At 41.9% G+C, this 17,437-nt stretch carries 18 protein-coding genes; 17 read left to right on the top strand and 1 reads right to left on the bottom strand.

Annotation, left to right across the window (positions count from 1 at the left end; all coding sequences use genetic code 11):
* Positions 1–61: 61 nt before the first annotated feature.
* The 6 genes from grpE (at position 62) to mtaB (ending at position 6,891) form a co-directional block, all read left to right on the top strand.
* Positions 62–619, top strand: a complete 558-nt coding sequence (gene grpE / locus MHI58_RS12455; protein ID WP_008342471.1) for a nucleotide exchange factor GrpE — start codon at positions 62–64, stop codon at positions 617–619.
* Between the two features lie 24 nt (positions 620–643).
* The gene (dnaK, locus tag MHI58_RS12450) at positions 644–2,482 is read left to right on the top strand and encodes a molecular chaperone DnaK (protein WP_008342469.1); all 1,839 of its coding nucleotides are present in this window, start codon (positions 644–646) and stop codon (positions 2,480–2,482) included.
* A 165-nt stretch (positions 2,483–2,647) separates the two neighbouring features.
* Entirely contained in the window at positions 2,648–3,781 is a 1,134-nt protein-coding gene (dnaJ, locus tag MHI58_RS12445; RefSeq protein WP_008342467.1) for a molecular chaperone DnaJ, read from the top strand.
* A 22-nt stretch (positions 3,782–3,803) separates the two neighbouring features.
* Positions 3,804–4,739 (top strand): 50S ribosomal protein L11 methyltransferase, encoded by a 936-nt coding sequence (gene prmA, locus MHI58_RS12440; protein WP_045034387.1) that lies wholly within the window; start codon positions 3,804–3,806, stop codon positions 4,737–4,739.
* Between the two features lie 23 nt (positions 4,740–4,762).
* Positions 4,763–5,533 (top strand): 16S rRNA (uracil(1498)-N(3))-methyltransferase, encoded by a 771-nt coding sequence (locus MHI58_RS12435; RefSeq protein WP_008342463.1) that lies wholly within the window; start codon positions 4,763–4,765, stop codon positions 5,531–5,533.
* Positions 5,533–6,891 carry a tRNA (N(6)-L-threonylcarbamoyladenosine(37)-C(2))-methylthiotransferase MtaB gene (mtaB, locus tag MHI58_RS12430; protein WP_017358020.1) on the top strand — a complete coding sequence of 453 codons (1,359 nt, stop codon included), beginning with the start codon at positions 5,533–5,535 and terminating at the stop codon, positions 6,889–6,891. Before MHI58_RS12435 ends, mtaB begins: the two co-directional genes overlap by 1 nt.
* Positions 6,892–6,931: 40 nt before the next feature.
* Here mtaB and MHI58_RS12425 read toward each other — a convergent pair whose 3' ends face one another.
* Entirely contained in the window at positions 6,932–7,861 is a 930-nt protein-coding gene (locus MHI58_RS12425) for a Na/Pi symporter (protein ID WP_041506931.1), read from the bottom strand.
* Positions 7,862–8,045: 184 nt separating this feature from the next.
* Here MHI58_RS12425 and rpsU point away from each other — a divergent pair, with 184 nt between their 5' ends.
* The 11 genes from rpsU (at position 8,046) to MHI58_RS12370 (ending at position 17,420) form a co-directional block, all read left to right on the top strand.
* Entirely contained in the window at positions 8,046–8,219 is a 174-nt protein-coding gene (gene rpsU / locus MHI58_RS12420; RefSeq protein ID WP_003152957.1) for a 30S ribosomal protein S21, read from the top strand.
* Between the two features lie 14 nt (positions 8,220–8,233).
* Positions 8,234–8,683: a GatB/YqeY domain-containing protein gene (locus tag MHI58_RS12415; protein WP_007501319.1), complete on the top strand. Its 450-nt coding sequence runs from the start codon at positions 8,234–8,236 to the stop codon at positions 8,681–8,683.
* Positions 8,684–8,824: 141 nt separating this feature from the next.
* Complete coding sequence (locus MHI58_RS12410) at positions 8,825–10,138, top strand: nodulation protein NfeD (protein WP_007501318.1); 1,314 nt, start codon at positions 8,825–8,827, stop codon at positions 10,136–10,138.
* A gap of 27 nt (positions 10,139–10,165) precedes the next feature.
* Entirely contained in the window at positions 10,166–11,158 is a 993-nt protein-coding gene (floA, locus tag MHI58_RS12405; protein WP_008356247.1) for a flotillin-like protein FloA, read from the top strand.
* Between the two features lie 31 nt (positions 11,159–11,189).
* Positions 11,190–11,687: a hypothetical protein gene (locus tag MHI58_RS12400; RefSeq protein ID WP_024718815.1), complete on the top strand. Its 498-nt coding sequence runs from the start codon at positions 11,190–11,192 to the stop codon at positions 11,685–11,687.
* A gap of 206 nt (positions 11,688–11,893) precedes the next feature.
* Positions 11,894–12,175 carry a sporulation protein YqfC gene (gene yqfC / locus MHI58_RS12395; protein WP_012010618.1) on the top strand — a complete coding sequence of 94 codons (282 nt, stop codon included), beginning with the start codon at positions 11,894–11,896 and terminating at the stop codon, positions 12,173–12,175.
* Positions 12,176–12,193: 18 nt separating this feature from the next.
* Positions 12,194–13,384 (top strand): sporulation protein YqfD, encoded by a 1,191-nt coding sequence (gene yqfD / locus MHI58_RS12390; RefSeq protein ID WP_041090989.1) that lies wholly within the window; start codon positions 12,194–12,196, stop codon positions 13,382–13,384.
* A gap of 3 nt (positions 13,385–13,387) precedes the next feature.
* Positions 13,388–14,347 (top strand): PhoH family protein, encoded by a 960-nt coding sequence (locus tag MHI58_RS12385; RefSeq protein WP_368004322.1) that lies wholly within the window; start codon positions 13,388–13,390, stop codon positions 14,345–14,347.
* Between the two features lie 138 nt (positions 14,348–14,485).
* On the top strand, positions 14,486–16,576 hold the full coding sequence (locus tag MHI58_RS12380; RefSeq protein ID WP_173408463.1) for an HD family phosphohydrolase: 2,091 nt from the start codon (positions 14,486–14,488) through the stop codon (positions 16,574–16,576).
* Complete coding sequence (ybeY, locus tag MHI58_RS12375) at positions 16,577–17,056, top strand: rRNA maturation RNase YbeY (RefSeq protein ID WP_007501310.1); 480 nt, start codon at positions 16,577–16,579, stop codon at positions 17,054–17,056.
* The gene (locus MHI58_RS12370) at positions 17,034–17,420 is read left to right on the top strand and encodes a diacylglycerol kinase family protein (RefSeq protein WP_024718818.1); all 387 of its coding nucleotides are present in this window, start codon (positions 17,034–17,036) and stop codon (positions 17,418–17,420) included. The genes ybeY and MHI58_RS12370 overlap by 23 nt, the downstream gene beginning before the upstream one ends.
* Positions 17,421–17,437 lie beyond the last annotated feature (17 nt).

Genomic DNA, 17,437 nt, shown 5'->3' with positions numbered 1-17,437 from the left:
TGATAAAAGGTGGGGGCACAGCCCCTTCGTATAATTGAATCTTTTGAGGGAGGTGAACACAATGTCAGAAGAAAAACAGACACCTGAGCAAGCAGCAGAGGTTGAAGCACAAGAAGAAGCAGTTCAAGCAGAAACTGAGGAAGTAAAGCACGATGAACAGTCTGCCTTCCAAGAGAAGATTGATGAATTGCAGCAGCTTCTAGATGAAAAAGAAAACAAAATTCTGCGTGTTCAAGCAGATTTTGAAAACTATAAACGCCGTGCTCGAACTGAAGTGGAGACCGTGCAAAAATATCGTTCTCAACATGTTGTCAGCGACCTTCTCCCAGCTCTCGACAACTTTGAAAGAGCGCTTGGAATCGATCCAGACAATGAGCAGACGAAAAGTTTGTTAGAAGGTATGCAAATGGTTTACCGCCAGCTGGTAGAAGCGTTGAAAAATGAAGGCGTTGAACCAATTGAAGCTGTCGGCAAAGAGTTCGATCCAAACCTTCATCAAGCCGTCATGCAAGTTGAAGATGAAAACTACGATTCAAACATCGTTGTAGAAGAATTGCAAAAGGGCTATAAACTCAAAGACCGAGTTATTCGTCCATCAATGGTAAAAGTAAATCAATAACTACATAATGGGAGGTCATCGAATATGAGTAAAATCATTGGTATTGACTTAGGAACAACAAACTCATGCGTTGCAGTACTCGAAGGCGGCGAGCCAAAAGTTATTGCAAACGCTGAAGGAGCACGTACAACACCATCTGTTGTCGCTTTTAAAAATGGAGAGCGCCAAGTAGGTGAAGTAGCGAAACGTCAATCAATTACAAACCCGAACACCATCATGTCTGTTAAAAGACATATGGGTACAGATTATAAAGTAGAAGTTGAAGGCAAGAACTACACGCCGCAGGAAATCTCTGCAATTATTCTTCAACACCTTAAATCTTATGCTGAAGCTTATCTTGGCGAAGAAGTAACAAAAGCGGTTATTACAGTTCCTGCTTACTTCAACGATGCAGAGCGCCAAGCAACAAAAGATGCTGGTAAAATTGCTGGTCTTGAAGTAGAACGTATCATCAACGAACCAACAGCAGCTGCACTTGCTTATGGTTTAGATAAAACAGATGAAGATCAAACGATCCTTGTATATGACCTTGGCGGCGGTACATTTGACGTATCAGTCCTTGAGCTTGGAGACGGCGTCTTTGAAGTACGCTCAACTGCTGGGGACAACCGTCTAGGTGGAGACGATTTTGACCAAGTCATCATCGATCATCTAGTGGCTGAATTCAAAAAAGAAAACGGCATTGATCTTTCAAAAGATAAAATGGCGCTTCAGCGTTTAAAAGATGCTGCTGAAAAAGCGAAAAAAGATCTTTCTGGTGTATCTTCTACACAAATCTCACTGCCATTTATCACAGCTGGAGATGCAGGTCCTCTTCACCTAGAATTAACGCTAACGCGTGCTAAATTCGAAGAGCTTTCTGCAGACCTTGTAGAGCGTACAATGACACCTGTACGTCAATCACTGAAAGATGCTGGTCTATCTGCTAGCGAGATTGATAAAGTTATCCTTGTTGGTGGATCAACTCGTATTCCTGCAGTACAAGAAGCAATCAAAAAAGAAACAGGTAAAGAGCCTCATAAAGGCGTAAACCCTGATGAAGTGGTTGCACTTGGTGCGGCAATTCAAGGTGGAGTTATCACAGGAGATGTCAAAGACGTTGTTCTTCTTGACGTCACACCACTTTCTTTAGGAATTGAAACAATGGGCGGCGTATTCACAAAGCTGATTGAACGTAATACAACCATTCCAACAAGTAAATCTCAAGTATTCTCAACGGCTGCTGACAACCAAACTGCTGTAGACATTCACGTCTTACAAGGTGAGCGTCCAATGGCAGCAGACAACAAAACATTAGGTCGTTTCCAATTGACTGATATCCCGCCAGCACCACGCGGCGTACCACAAATCGAAGTATCTTTTGATATCGATAAAAACGGTATTGTCAACGTACGTGCGAAAGATATGGGTACAGGCAAAGAGCAAAACATCACAATCAAATCTTCTTCAGGTCTTTCTGATGATGAGATCGAAAAAATGGTCAAAGAAGCAGAAGAAAATGCTGAAGCAGATGCAAAGAAAAAAGAAGAAATCGAAGTGCGCAATGAAGCAGATCAATTAGTGTTTACAACAGAAAAAACATTAAAAGATCTTGAAGGCAAAATCGATGAAGAGCAAGTGAAAAAAGCGAATGATGCAAAAGATGCGCTAAAAGCTGCGATCGAAAAAGGCGAGCTTGAAGACATCAAAGCGAAAAAAGATGAGCTACAAACAATCGTTCAAGAATTAACGACAAAGCTCTATGAAGAAGCTGCAAAACAAGCACAAGCTCAGCAAGAAGGCGCTGAAGGTGCTCAAAAAGCAGATGACAATGTAGTGGATGCAGAATACGAAGAAGTAAACGACGATCAAGAGAAAAAATAATCACCTTTACTTTTGAAAAAGACTGCTGAAACGTACTCGTCAGAAAGTCAAAGTCAGGATCTCTTGGCTTTGACTTTTTTCTTTTCAACGATGAAAAGGAATTGAAAAAGATCAATTTAAAATGATACAATCGTATTTATGTGAGAAAATCGGGAGTGTGAAGAGATGAGTAAGCGTGATTACTATGAAGTGCTTGGCGTGAGTAAGAGCGCCTCAAAGGACGAAATCAAAAAGGCATACCGCAAGCTTTCAAAAAAGTATCACCCTGATATTAATAAAGAAGCTGGCTCAGATGATAAATTCAAAGAAGTAAAAGAAGCCTATGAAACCCTTTCTGACGATCAAAAACGTTCACATTATGACCAGTTCGGTCACACCGATCCAAACCAAGGATTTGGTGGCGGCGGATTTGGCGGTGGGGGAGACTTTGGCGGCTTCGGCGGCTTTGATGACATCTTCTCTAGTATTTTTGGCGGCGGAGCCAGAAGAAGAGATCCAAATGCACCACGTCAAGGAGCGGACCTTCAATATACAATGACCCTTTCATTTGAAGAAGCGGCATTTGGGAAAGAAGCAACGATCGAGATTCCCCGCGAGGAATCATGTGAAACGTGTCATGGATCAGGTGCAAAACCTGGAACACAGGCAAAGACATGCTCACATTGCGGCGGATCAGGTCAACTAAATGTCGAGCAATCCACGCCATTTGGTAAAGTAGTCAACCGCAGAGTATGTAACTACTGTAGCGGAACTGGTAAACAAATTGAGCATAAGTGTTCAACATGTGGTGGATCTGGTAAAGTGCGTAAGCGTAAGAAAATCAATGTGACGATCCCAGCAGGTGTGGACGATGGTCAGCAGCTTAGAGTATCTGGTCAAGGTGAACCAGGTGTAAATGGAGGACCTCCAGGCGATCTATTTGTTGTTTTCCATGTGAGGGCGCATGAATTCTTCGAACGAGATGGAGATGACATCTACTGCGAAATGCCGCTTACCTTTGCGCAGGCTGCACTAGGTGATGAAATTGAAGTGCCGACATTACATGGGAAAGTCAAATTAAAAGTTCCTGCGGGCACACAAACGGGTACGAAGTTTAGACTCAAAGGAAAAGGTGTAAAAAATGTACGCGGTTATGGTCAAGGCGATCAGCATATCGTTGTACGCGTCGTAACACCGACGAATTTAACTGAAAATCAAAAAGATATCATTAGAAAATTTGCTGAAGTGAGCGGAAATAAACCGGACGAACAAGAAATGAGCTTTTTCGATAAGGTGAAACGCGCATTTAAAGGCGAGTAAGACGGATAAGGAGTTGGTAGTATTGAAGTGGTCAGAAATTAGCGTCCATACAACAAATGAAGCGGTGGAACCGATCACCAATATTTTGCATGAAGCAGGTGCAAGTGGTGTCGTGATTGAGGACCCGCTTGATTTAGTCAAGGAACGTGAAAATGTATACGGTGAGATCTACCAGCTCGATCCGAATGATTATCCTGAGGAAGGGGTTATCGTCAAAGCCTACCTTCCGATGAATAGTTTTTTGATGGAAACGGTAGAAGAGATCAAAGAAGCCATCAACAATCTTCTTCTATATGATATTGACCTTGGACGAAATACACTGTCAATTTGTGAAGTAAACGAAGAAGAATGGGCGACTGCATGGAAGAAATACTATCATCCTGTGAAAATCTCTGAGAAATTTACCATCGTCCCAACATGGGAAGAGTACACACCCGTTCATTCTGATGAATTGATCATCGAAATGGACCCTGGAATGGCATTTGGAACCGGTACACATCCAACAACGGTTCTTTGCATTCAGGCGCTTGAGCGCTATGTGAAGGAAAACGACACGGTGATTGACGTTGGAACAGGATCTGGCATTTTAAGTGTTGCCGCTGCAATGCTCGGTGCAAAAGACATTCATGCATTTGATCTCGACACCGTTGCAGTGGAAAGTGCAAAGCAGAACATCGAATTAAATGGTGTGAGCGAGCAAGTAACGGTAAAACAAAACAATTTACTTGATGGGATTTCAGGTGAACGCGATGTGATTGTGGCCAACATCCTTGCAGAGGTCATCTTGCGCTTTACAGATCAAGCGTATGATCTATTGAAGAAAGACGGTTACTTTATTACATCAGGCATTATCGGACAAAAGAAATTACAAGTCAAAACGGCTTTAGAAGAAGCCGGTTTTGAGATTGTTGAAGTGCTGTCAATGGAAGATTGGGTCAGCATTATAGCGAAAAAATAAAGCGAGTAGGTGTCAGGACACGTATGCAACGATATTTTATCGACCTCACAAAAGAAGAAGTGACGGAAAAGGGACACATCGTCATAAAGGGTGAAGATGTTCATCACCTTGCAAACGTCATGCGGATGAAAGCAGGAGAAGACATCCTTTGCTTAACGACAGACGGCTTTGAAGCGCTCAGTAAAATTGATACAATAACAAAGGAAGAAGTGATTTGTCACTTGGAAGGCTGGACGAATCAGAATCGAGAGCTTCCGATCAAGGTGACGATTGCAAGCGGTCTGCCAAAAGGGGATAAGCTTGAATGGATTATCCAAAAAGGCACCGAGCTTGGCGCAAGTGCTTTTATTCCGTTTCAAGCGACTCGTTCGATTACAAAACTTGACCAAAAAAAGTCATTAAAAAAACGAGATCGCTGGGAAAAAATTGCGAAAGAAGCTGCTGAGCAGTCTTACCGGAATATCATTCCGCGCGTTCATCCAGTATCAACATTTAAAGAGCTGATTCAACTGGCCGGTGAATTCGATAAATGTGTCGTTGCATACGAAGAATCATCGAAAGAAGGCGAGCAAAGCCGGTTTCAAACGGTGCTCCAACAGATGAAGGGCGGACAAACCTTATTAGTGGTTTTTGGTCCAGAAGGCGGTTTAGCAGAAAAGGAGATTGAAGAACTTGAAGCGCATGGTGGAGTCATTTGCGGGCTTGGACCACGCATTTTAAGAACAGAAACAGCTCCTCTTTACGCGCTTTCTGCTATATCTTATCAAACAGAGTTATTAAGAGGTGAATCATGATGGGAACAGTAGCGTTCCATACACTTGGCTGTAAGGTCAATCACTACGAAACAGAAGCCATCTGGCAACTGTTTAAAGAAGCTGGCTATGAAAGAAAAGATTATGAATCAAAAGCAGACGTATATGTCATTAATACATGTACCGTCACCAATACAGGCGATAAAAAAAGCCGCCAAGTCATTAGAAGAGCCATTCGTCATAATCCGGATGGTGTCATTTGTGTAACAGGCTGTTACGCACAAACGTCTCCGGCAGAAATCATGGCGATTCCTGGTGTTGATATTGTGGTTGGCACACAAGACAGGCATAAACTGCTTGGTTATATTGAAGAATACAGAAGAGAAAGACAGCCGATCAACGGAGTTGGCAATATCATGAAAGCACGGGTCTTTGAAGAACTAGATGTTCCTGCGTTTACTGACAGAACACGTGCTTCATTAAAAATCCAAGAAGGCTGTAACAATTTCTGTACATTCTGCATTATCCCTTGGGCTCGCGGATTACTGCGTTCTCGCGATCCAGAAGAAGTCATCAATCAAGCGCAGCAGCTTGTCGATGCTGGCTACAAAGAAATTGTATTAACAGGTATTCATACAGGTGGATACGGTGAAGATTTAAAGGATTATAACTTTGCTAAGCTTCTGAAAGAATTAGATGAACGTGTGGCGGGATTAAAACGAATCCGCATTTCATCCATTGAAGCAAGTCAAATTACAGACGAAGTGATTGAAGTGCTCGATCAGTCAGATAAAATTGTGAGACACTTGCACATTCCGCTTCAATCTGGCTCTAATACTGTACTGAAAAGAATGCGCCGTAAATACACAATGGAATTCTTTGCAGAGCGTTTAACGAAGCTCAAAAAAGCATTGCCAGGTCTTGCTGTCACTTCAGATGTGATCGTTGGATTCCCAGGAGAAACAGAAGAAGAATTTATGGAGACATACAATTTTGTCAAAGACCATCAATTCTCTGAGCTCCATGTGTTTCCTTACAGCAAACGGACAGGTACGCCTGCTGCAAGAATGGAAGATCAAGTAGATGAGAATGTGAAAAACGAACGCGTTCACCGCCTCATTGCTCTTTCTGATCAGCTTGCGAAAGAATATGCATCGGCATATGAAGGCGAAGTCTTAGAGATTATTCCAGAAGAATCGTTCAAAGAACAAGACGGAACGCACAATCTGTATGTAGGATATACTGATAACTACATGAAGGTCGTATTTGAAGGAACAGAGGACATGATCGGCCGTTTGGTGAAAGTGAAGATTACAAAAGCAGGCTATCCTTATAACGAAGGACAATTCGTCCGTATAAGTGATGACGTGCAGACGGATCAAGTGAGAATGACCTCATAATGAATGAAAAACCGGCAGCCATTAGGCAAGCCGGTTTCTTTTATGTTGACCGATTTGGAAGAAGGAACAAAATCAAGGCGTGAAAAGGGCGGATGAACGGGAAAAAGAGGAGAGAACTTGCAACATTAAACAGCAGACTAAAGTGCGCAATCTGCTGGGCAGGAGAGCTTGCTAAAAGCGCAACAAACTCTGTAATAAAGGCGAGAAAAGGAAGACATAAAAGAACACCTAGAACATTAAACACGACGTGTGCATACGCGGTTTGGCGGGCTGCATAACCGCCAGAGATAGCAGCCATCACGGCAGTAATACATGTTCCGATATTGGACCCTAAAACAAAGCTGATGCCTTCTTTTAGAGCGACAGTCCCTTCATTCATAAATCCCATCAAAATACCGATACATACAGAGCTTGAATGAACAATCGCCGTGAACACTGTACCAGAGAGAAGAGCTGTCCAATCGGAATGCTGCATCATTTCAAGGAAACGCAGTGTCTCTGGCTGACTGGTCATCATACCTGCAATTTTTGAAAAACCTTGAATACAAAAAAAGATCATGCCAAGCCCAAATAAACTTTTTCCTGCATATCGAAAAGACTTCCTGCCCAAAATGATACATAAAAGACCAGCTGCAATCAGAACCCACATAAACACGTCCATCTTAATGGCAATAAATTCTGTCGTAAATGTTGAGCCGATATTCGTTCCAAGAATCATGGGTATGGATTTTTTAAACGTGAGAATGCCTGTACTCACAAAGCCGATAACGATGACCATAAACGCCGAACTGCTTTGAAGAACCCCTGTAAACACAATACTGACCAAGAATGCTTTGACTGGATGATCTGTAAAGAGAAGAAGTGATTTCTCAATACGAGACGACGTGAGTGCCATTAATCCTTTTCTAAGCAAACCCATTGCCCATAAAAAAATGAAAATAAGTGCACAAAAATAAATGATCGCCATCATAGAAAAGTCCTCCTCTTACCAATGAATATATGGACTTGTCTACCTGCTCATGACGAAAATATATTTCCAAATCACTTAGTTGACCTCAACCTAGGCTTATATTATAATGTCTAGGTACATGTTTTGCATATGTATATCTTTTTTTAATGCAGTCGATTGGTGTATTCGGAGGGAGGGAAAGAGAATGTCAAAAACGGTCGTTAGAAAAAACGAATCGCTTGAAGATGCTCTTCGTCGCTTTAAACGCAGTGTATCCAAAACTGGAACATTGCAAGAAGCAAGAAAGCGTGAATTTTATGAAAAGCCTAGCGTAAAGCGTAAGAAAAAGTCTGAAGCTGCTAGAAAACGTAAATTCTAAAGAGGGTGGATTTTATGAGTCTTCTTGAGCAATTAAATTCTGATATGAAGCTTTTTATGAAAAACCGAGAGAAAGACAAGCTTATTGTCATTCGTATGGTAAAGGCTTCACTGCAAAATGAAGCAATAAAGCTTAAGAAAGACAGTTTGACCGGAGATGAGGAACTAACCGTCCTTTCCCGCGAGATTAAGCAACGTAAAGACTCCCTCCATGAATTTTCGAAAGCTAATCGCTTAGATTTAGTAGATAAAGTTCAAAAAGAGATTGACATTTTAGACGTTTATTTACCTGAACAGCTTTCTGAAGAAGAACTGCAGGCGGTTGTGAAAGAAACAATTGCCGAAACCGGTGCTTCATCGAAAGCTGATATGGGTAAAGTGATGAGCGCTATTATGCCAAAAGTAAAAGGTAAAGCTGATGGTGCTGTGATTAACAGACTTGTCAGCGAGCAACTGTCTCAATAAAAAAGTATCCTTCTCATGTTAGAAGGGTACTTTTTTTATGCCTCCATAAACCTGTCATATAAAAATGAAACCTATGATACATTTGTAACGTATGTAAAGGAACGGTAAAATGAAAGAAAGAGAGGGGGGATCACCAAATAGATGAAAAAAATGAAAATTTCTATTGCTCTCTTCAGTTGTTTTATAATATGCTTGTTATTAGGGGTTCAATTGACCGCGAAATCAGCAGATCAGAAAGTTCATGTTATCCCAATTGAAGATACAGTAGAAAAAGGACTTTCTAAATTCATTGAACGATCATTTGAGCAGGCAAAGTCGGAACGGGCGAAGCACATCATTCTCGACATCAATACACCAGGTGGTGCAGTCGATGCGGCGCTTGAAATAGCCGATACCATTCGTGCATCCGACATCCCAGTGACAGCGTTTGTGAATCATAGAGCGCTTTCAGCCGGGGCATTCATTGCCCTAAATGCCGATCAAATTTATATGACCCCAAACGGAAAGATGGGGGCTGCTGCGATCATTGACGGTGAAGGCAACGCTGCCGATCAAAAATCTGAATCTCTATGGCTTGCTGAAATGAGTGACGCTGCTGAAAAGCAGGGGCGTGATCCAAAATATGCTCTTGCGATGGCAGATGTAGATATAGACGCAAAAGAAGCTGGTGCACCAAAAGGAGAACTGCTGACCTTTAACACAGATCGGGCGCTTCAGTTCGGTTATGCAGAAGGAGAAGCGAAAAATATGGATGACTTGCTTCAGAAACTGAACTTAGCAGATGCCTCTGTTCAATACGATGAAGTGAGCTTTGCTGAAAAGGTGGCGCGTTTTCTCACGCATCCGATCGTCATTCCTATCCTTTTATCCATCGCGAGCTTAGGGTTAATTGTTGAATTATATTCTCCCGGCTTTGGGGTCCCAGGCACCATGGGAGTCACAGCGCTTCTTCTATTCTTTTATGGTCATCTCGTGGCAGGTTTTGCAGGATATGAGACATTGTTCCTGTTTTTGGCAGGGATTGTGTTGATCATTCTGGAATTATTTTTGCCAGGGGGAATCGTGGGTGTCATTGGACTAATCTGTGTCGTTGTCAGCTTATTTTTAGCAGCTGGAAGCTTTACAGAAATGGCGATTTCCATCTTGATTGCCACTGCTGTTTCAATCATAGCAGTTATTTTATTGACAAAGGTGTTGGGGAAACGTATGAAATTTTTTAAAAAGTTCATTTTAACCGATTCAACCAATAAAGAAAGTGGTTATGTCTCAAATGAAACAAGAGATGATCTTGTAGGACAAATCGCAGTGACAGCAACAGCACTTCGTCCATCTGGTACGATTGTATTCGGAGACGAGCGCATTGATGTTGTGTCAGAAGGTGCTTTTATCGATAAGGATGAACAAGTAAAAATTGTGAAAGCGGAAGGCTCACGCATTGTCGTGAGGAAAGTATAGATATACTGATTTTATAGGAGGAATAAAATGGATCCATCTACTTTACTATTATTCGTGATTATCGCAGCAGGTTTGATCGTTCTATCGATCTTCTTCACCTTTGTACCGGTGATGCTGTGGATTTCTGCCCTAGCGGCTGGCGTAAGAGTGAGCATTTTTACACTTGTAGGAATGAGACTTCGCCGAGTGATTCCAAACCGAGTGGTCAACCCGCTCATCAAAGCGCATAAAGCAGGTCTTGATGCGACGATTAACCAATTAGAAAGCCACTATCTTGCAGGTGGTAACGTTGACCGCGTGATCAACGCATTGATCGCAGCTCAGCGTGCGAATATCGAATTGAACTTTGCTCGCTGTGCGGCAATCGACCTAGCAGGCCGTGACGTACTTGAAGCTGTCCAAATGAGTGTAAACCCTAAAGTCATTGAAACACCATTTATCTCAGGTGTTGCGATGGACGGGATTGAAGTCAAAGCAAAAGCACGTATTACAGTTCGTGCAAACATTGACAGACTTGTCGGTGGTGCAGGGGAAGAAACGATCATTGCTCGTGTAGGTGAAGGGATTGTTTCGACAATCGGTTCATCAGATAATCATAAAAAGGTTCTTGAAAATCCTGATATGATTTCTCAAACGGTTCTTGGTAAAGGATTAGATTCAGGTACAGCATTTGAAATTCTCTCGATTGATATCGCAGATGTTGATATCGGTAAGAACATCGGGGCAATCCTGCAGACAGACCAAGCAGAAGCCGACAAAAACATTGCACAGGCGAAAGCAGAAGAACGCCGGGCAATGGCTGTTGCACAAGAACAAGAAATGCGTGCGAGAGTTGAAGAAATGCGCGCGAAAGTAGTAGAAGCTGAGGCGGAAGTACCACTTGCAATGGCCGAAGCACTACGTGAAGGTAATATCGGTGTCATGGACTACATGAACATTAAGAATATCGATGCTGATACGGATATGAGAGATTCATTTGGCAAAATGACAAAAGGTCCATCTGATAATGAAAACAAATAAGCATCCTCTCACGCTTTAAGGAGGGAGCCCATTGGACATTCTATTTGAAAATCCGTTACTAATAGCGATTATCATCGGTATTATCTCTGCGGTCTTTGGGAAAATCGGTAAACAAGAGGAGAACGAACAAAAGAACCAGCAAAACAAACCGGCTCCTCAGCGTAAACCAGTGCCGCAAAAGCAAACAAAACAAACAAGTCCAGATCCGGTCGTAACGGACCAGCTTGACGATTTTGGCGATGTACATGATCATGGCGGGATGAAAAAACAAGGTTCACAATCCTTACAGGATCGTTATACCGCTACACTTGCCGAAATGGAAGAAAGAAAAAGCGAGCTGAATAAAGAGTTTCAATCGCTTGAAAGAGAACTTACAAGGCCAAAGGCAGCATCTGCTGGAATGAAGCCGAAAATGATTGAGAAACTCAACCAAGATACGGTCGTTCAAGGGATGATCCTTGGTGAAGTATTTGGAGAGCCTCGTGCCAAAAAGCCGCATCGAACGATGAAACGACCATATAAAAGATAAAGAAGTAAGCCCCCTCATCCTTAAGGGGGCTTTTTTGTTGCGTAATGGAGACTTTTCTTAGTCAAAATGATGAAACGGCTGTTTTACGGGATTCATTAGCATGATATGAACCGCTGAGGAATAGGATGATATAGAGGCTTTCTCATCAGTCTCACCATCTTTCAGTTTGATCTCATACACATGAGGTGGGAAGGGGTTCTTATTGAATGGGAAAAAGAAAAAATCGACTTAAAGCATGGCTGACAAGAACACTTGAAATCCCTCCGGACGTGATGATGGATCTTCCCCGTATTACGATGGTTGGCAGACTCCATATTTACATAGAGAACCATAAAGGGCTTTTACTTTTCAGTGATCAAGAGGTAAGGCTGATGCTCAAGCAAGGACAGTGCATTATTTCAGGAAAAGACTTTGTGATTAAAACGATTTTGCCAGAAGAGATCTTATTAGAGGGGAAAATCGATGAGGTCCGTTATATTGATTCTTAACTGACGGAGGGGAGAAACGTGAAGAACAAATGGTTTGCTTATTTTATTGGCAGAGTGGAAGTGGAGATAAGAGGAAGCGGTATTGAGCGGCTGATCAATGAGTGCACGAGACAGGGGATCACAATTTTTCAAGTGAGCCGCCGTCAAGACAGCGTGCGCTTATTTATTCGCCTCTCAGATGTACATGCCTTTAGAAAAGTGCGCAGACATCATGAGGTGAAATGTTCATTTCATCAAAAGAAAGGGTTCCCGTTTCTTCTTCTGTGGTCGAGAAGAAATATTGGATTTACCCTCGGGATGGCTTTTTTCCTAGTGACGATATTGGCTCTTTCAAATATGGTGTGGAAAATTGAGATTAAAGGTGCGAATCCAGAAACAGAACACCAAATGAGAAAGCATCTGGACGAAATAGGGGTACAAAAAGGGCGTTTTCAGTTTCTTATGGGGACCCCTGAAAAAATACAAAAGTCATTGACGACCAATATTCAGAGCATTACATGGGTCGGAGTTGAACTGAACGGAACGACGTTTCAAATGAAAGTGGTCGAAAAAAATGAACCTGAAAAGGAGAAATATACAAGTCCTCAGCACATCGTTGCCAAGAAAAAGGCGGTCATCACGAGAATGTATGTAGAAAAGGGGGAACCGCTTGCCCAGGTCGATGAGCATGTGAAAAAAGGGCAGATGCTCGTCTCAGGTTTAATTGGGAGTGAAGATCAGAAAAAAACGGTCGGAGCCAAAGCGAAAATATATGGTGAAACATGGTACCGATCTGAAGTTTCTGTCCCTCTCCGAACATCTTTTGATGTCTTTACGGGTAAAATGAAGACAAAGCACAAGCTCTCCTTGTTTGGAGGCTCCATCCCATTTTGGGGATTTTCCTTTAAAAAAGATGATTTTCAGCAGCCGAAAACAGAAACAGAAGTTCACCCGCTTCATTTTTTGAATATGCAACTACCGTTCTCCTATGAAAAGGAAATCACACGAGAAAGTGAAAAAATAAATCGAGAATACACAAATAAAGAAGCGGTTCAAGCAGGGATTAAAATGGGTAAAAAAGAATTAGAAGAAAAGCTAGGTCAAACAGGTGAGGTGAAAAGTGAAAAAGTTTTGCACGAGACAACAGGGAATGGTAAAGTTAAGTTAATCATCCTTTACCAAGTAATAGAAGATATTGTTCAACCAACACCTATTGTTCAGGGAGACTAGAGAATGACAGAACATTTACTTGAGATTCAACAAAAATTGGATAGCCCAAACGAAGCCATTGCTTTATTTGGCAATCAAGATGCTTATCTGAAACTGATGGAAAACGAGCTGAATGTCTCCATTATCACACGTGGAGAGAAAGTGTATGTTTCTGGTCAGGAAGCATCAAGAGATACTGTGAGCCGTTTGATTACATCTCTCTTACATCTCATTCGTAAAGGAATTGAGATTTCTGAACGGGATGTCGTCTATGCCATTAAAATGGCGCAAAAAGACAAGCTCAATTATTTTGAAAATATGTATGAAGATGAAATTACGAAAAATGCCAAAGGAAAGTCGATCAGAGTCAAAACGATCGGCCAGCGTGAATATGCTGCGGCAATGAAAAAAGATGATCTGGTCTTTGGGATTGGACCTGCTGGTACAGGTAAAACGTATTTGGCAGTGGCCAACGCCGTACATGCCCTGAAAAATGGACATGTCAAACGAATTATCCTGACAAGGCCAGCTGTTGAAGCAGGAGAAAGTCTTGGCTTTTTGCCAGGAGATTTAAAAGAAAAAGTCGATCCTTATTTAAGACCGCTATATGATGCTTTGCACGATGTGCTTGGTAGTGATCATACGGAACGTTTAATTGAGCGCGGAGTGATTGAAATTGCCCCTCTTGCCTATATGAGAGGGCGGACGCTTGATGATGCATTTGTGATTTTAGATGAAGCGCAGAATACAACGCCAGCTCAAATGAAAATGTTTTTGACGAGACTGGGCTTTGGTTCTAAAATGGTCATTACAGGAGATATTACACAAATTGATCTGCCTAAAGGGATGCAGTCAGGCCTTGCAGCTGCAAAGGACATGCTTGCTGAGATCAAGGGTATCTCATTCATTGAATTAGATCAGACAGATGTGGTCAGACACCCGCTTGTGGCGAAGATCATTGGAGCATACGAAAAGCAAAAATGAACTGAGTGACCCGATCGCCTTAATCGGGTCATTTTGTTTCGATCGTGGTTTAAAGTAAAAAAGGAGGTACTTTCCTTGAGAAAGAATCAGAAAGGCAGTAAGCGCAAAAGGCTGCTGTCTAAAAAAGAACCTCAGAAAATGGAGCGCTCACGCTATTTAAACGTACTGCTATACGCTGGTTTAGCAGCCATTCTGTTTGTGGTGCTCTTCTTCCATGTAAAGCCTGAATCGCTCGACCTAGATTTGTTTTCAGTGAGCGAACAAACCATCTATTCTCCGTCTACCGTTGATGATCAAGAAGCAACAGAAGAAAAGAAACAAGAAGCAACGGATCAAGTGGAAGACCAATATACACTCAAAAAAGCGTATTCTGATAATCGTGTTGATCTCATCTCATCCCTCTTTGAAGCCATTAAAGAAGAGAAGAAAGCAGCAGCTGATGACAAAGAGAACCCGCCAACAGATCAAGAGATGGTGAAGCGTGTAAAAGAAAAACTCACAACCGATATGCAGGAAGCTGTTTCGGATCAATCGATTAAAGCACTGCTCCAAGCAAGTGACGAAAACCTTTCTTTTACAAAGGATTCCATCATCACAGTGGTCAATTCTCTCATGGGTAAAGAAATCACAGCTTCTAAGCTGCAAGATGAAAAGAAACAAGTGAAAGCAGAGCTTGAAAACAATTCGATTCCGTCAAAATATTTAAATGCAGCGAAAGAAATTGGTGAATTTGCGATTATTCCAAACTATGTATTTGACCCGGTGGCAACAGAGAAGAAAAGACAAGAAGCAGCTGATAATATCCAGCCAGTTCAAATCAAGCAAGGGCAAATTTTAGTGGAAGAAGGCGAGCTCATTGACCGTGAAGTGTATCGCAAATTAGAACTGACCGGCCTTTTAAACAGTTCCAATTTGTTTAAGCCTGTAAGCGGTCTTATCATCTTAATCGGTCTCTTCTTAGCGGCGATTGTCCACTCACTGGAATCGAGGAAAAAGTCGCTCGTCCATAAGAATAAATCGTTACTGCTGTACTCGCTCATTTTCACCATTATTTTAATCATCATGGAAGTATTCAGTCTCTTCCAGGAAACGAAGTATACGACCATAGGCTATGTCGTGCCTGTTGCACTTGGTACGATGCTGATTAAGCTGCTGATCAATGAGCGGCTGGCAATCTTCTCTGGCCTTGTATTTGCCCTTTGCGGCAGTATGATGTTTAATCAAGGAGTAACAGGTGTCTTTAACTATGTCATCTGTGCTTATTATCTAATAAGCGGGATGGCAGGAATTTTATTTTTGAGAAAACATAATGCGAGATCGAAAATTTTGCAGGCGGGGCTTTGGGTAGCTTTGGTGAATGTACTTGTCGTGCTGTCCATTACGCTGATTCAAAATTCTTCTCCATCAGGGCTTGAAATAGGTGTAAACCTCATCATGGCGATTGTGTCAGGGTTTGCATCGGCTATTTTGGTTATCGGGTTAATGCCAGTCTTTGAGAGCATGTTTGGCATTCTTTCGACCATGAAGCTTATTGAATTATCGAACCCGAATCATCCGCTGCTGAAAAAGATCTTAACAGAGACGCCAGGTACATATCATCATAGTGTCATGGTGGCGAATTTAGCGGATGCTGCATGTGAAGCAGTCGGTGCAAATGGATTGTTAGCAAGGGTTGGAGCTTATTATCATGACATTGGAAAAACGAAAAGGCCCCAATACTTTATTGAAAACCAAATGAACATTGATAATCCGCACGACAAGCTTTCTCCTCAGCTGAGCAAGAATATTATTATTGCCCATACGACAGATGGTGCTGAAATGCTGAGAGAAAAGAAGTTTCCAGAGGAACTTGTGGACATTGCAGAACAGCATCACGGAAAGTCCCTGCTGAAGTTCTTTTACTATAAGGCAAAAGAACGGGATGATCAGGTGACAGAAGAAGAATTTCGTTATCCTGGTCCAAAACCGCAATCGAAAGAAGCGGCCATTATTTCTGTAGCTGACAGCGTGGAGGCGGCGGTTCGTTCGATGCATAATCCAAACCCTGAGCGGATTGAAAAGCTTGTGAAAGGCATTATTTCAGATAAGATGCAGGATGGGCAATTTAGTGAATGTGATCTGACATTTAAAGAATTAAATATTATTAGCCAAACAATTTGTACAACATTAAAGGGGATTTTCCATTCTCGGATTGAATATCCAGATGCCCCGAAGCAGAAGGTGAAGTAAATGACATTGTTAATCGATTTAATAGATGAAACAGGACAAGTATCGAAAGAGCAGCTTGAAGAAGTGGAAAAGCTTCTTCAATTTGCTGCGGATGCTCTTGAAGTAAAAGATCAAGCAGAAGTATCAGTATCGATCGTTTCAAATGAAGAAATACATCAAATTAATAAAGAATACCGAGGAAAAGATGCACCAACAGATGTAATTTCATTTGCCCTTGAGGAAGAAGGCGAAGGGGAAATTGAAATCATTGGAGCTGATGACATTCCGCCTGTACTTGGTGACATTATCATTAGTGTTGATCGTACGAAAGAGCAAGCAGAGGAATATGGACATTCCTTCATGAGAGAGCTAGGGTTTTTAACGATTCATGGTTTTCTTCATTTGCTTGGTTATGATCATATGACAGAAGAAGATGAAAAAGAAATGTTCGCCAAACAGACAAAAATCTTGGATGATTATGGCCTTTCGAGATCATCGTAAGAAGCGAACGCCGCTTGTCCGTTTTTTTCGGAGTTTTTATTATGCATTTAGAGGAATATGGCGAACTTTCTTGAATGAACGGAATTTTCGGTTTCACACAGTCGCAGCCATCATCGTGGTGATTTGCGGCTTTTGGTTTCACATTCATCCGGTTGAATGGATGATCATTCTGCTTTTATGCGGCGGGATGTTTGCGTTAGAACTTGTGAATACAGCGATTGAACATACAGTAGATCTTTTCACAGAAGAGAAGCATCCTCTTGCTGAGAGAGCGAAGGACGCGGCAGCAGGCGCTGTTTGCGTTTACGCCGCCATTTCGGTTATGATTGGGTTGATGATCTTCTTACCGAAGATCATGCAATAGAACAATATTACTATTTA

The sequence above is a fragment of the Bacillus sp. FSL K6-2869 genome (genome assembly GCF_040869405.1).
GTDB lineage: Bacteria > Bacillota > Bacilli > Bacillales > Bacillaceae > Bacillus > Bacillus altitudinis.
Note: the sequence above shows the minus strand (reverse complement) of the source record. Positions and strands in the feature narration are given on the sequence as shown.

Bases quoted from the DNA above. Each gene is read 5' to 3' on its own strand.
- floA (WP_008356247.1), top strand. From the start codon at position 10,166: ATGGATCCATCTACTTTACTATTATTCGTGATTATCGCAGCAGGTTTG.
- yqfC (WP_012010618.1), top strand. From the start codon at position 11,894: ATGGGAAAAAGAAAAAATCGACTTAAAGCATGGCTGACAAGAACACTT.
- mtaB (WP_017358020.1), top strand. From the start codon at position 5,533: ATGGGAACAGTAGCGTTCCATACACTTGGCTGTAAGGTCAATCACTAC.
- MHI58_RS12410 (WP_007501318.1), top strand. From the start codon at position 8,825: ATGAAAAAAATGAAAATTTCTATTGCTCTCTTCAGTTGTTTTATAATA.
- MHI58_RS12385 (WP_368004322.1), top strand. From the start codon at position 13,388: ATGACAGAACATTTACTTGAGATTCAACAAAAATTGGATAGCCCAAAC.
- dnaK (WP_008342469.1), top strand. From the start codon at position 644: ATGAGTAAAATCATTGGTATTGACTTAGGAACAACAAACTCATGCGTT.
- MHI58_RS12415 (WP_007501319.1), top strand. From the start codon at position 8,234: ATGAGTCTTCTTGAGCAATTAAATTCTGATATGAAGCTTTTTATGAAA.
- rpsU (WP_003152957.1), top strand. From the start codon at position 8,046: ATGTCAAAAACGGTCGTTAGAAAAAACGAATCGCTTGAAGATGCTCTT.
- MHI58_RS12435 (WP_008342463.1), top strand. From the start codon at position 4,763: ATGCAACGATATTTTATCGACCTCACAAAAGAAGAAGTGACGGAAAAG.
- MHI58_RS12425 (WP_041506931.1), bottom strand. From the start codon at position 7,861: ATGATGGCGATCATTTATTTTTGTGCACTTATTTTCATTTTTTTATGG.
- MHI58_RS12380 (WP_173408463.1), top strand. From the start codon at position 14,486: ATGGAGCGCTCACGCTATTTAAACGTACTGCTATACGCTGGTTTAGCA.
- MHI58_RS12370 (WP_024718818.1), top strand. From the start codon at position 17,034: ATGGCCTTTCGAGATCATCGTAAGAAGCGAACGCCGCTTGTCCGTTTT.
- ybeY (WP_007501310.1), top strand. From the start codon at position 16,577: ATGACATTGTTAATCGATTTAATAGATGAAACAGGACAAGTATCGAAA.
- grpE (WP_008342471.1), top strand. From the start codon at position 62: ATGTCAGAAGAAAAACAGACACCTGAGCAAGCAGCAGAGGTTGAAGCA.
- dnaJ (WP_008342467.1), top strand. From the start codon at position 2,648: ATGAGTAAGCGTGATTACTATGAAGTGCTTGGCGTGAGTAAGAGCGCC.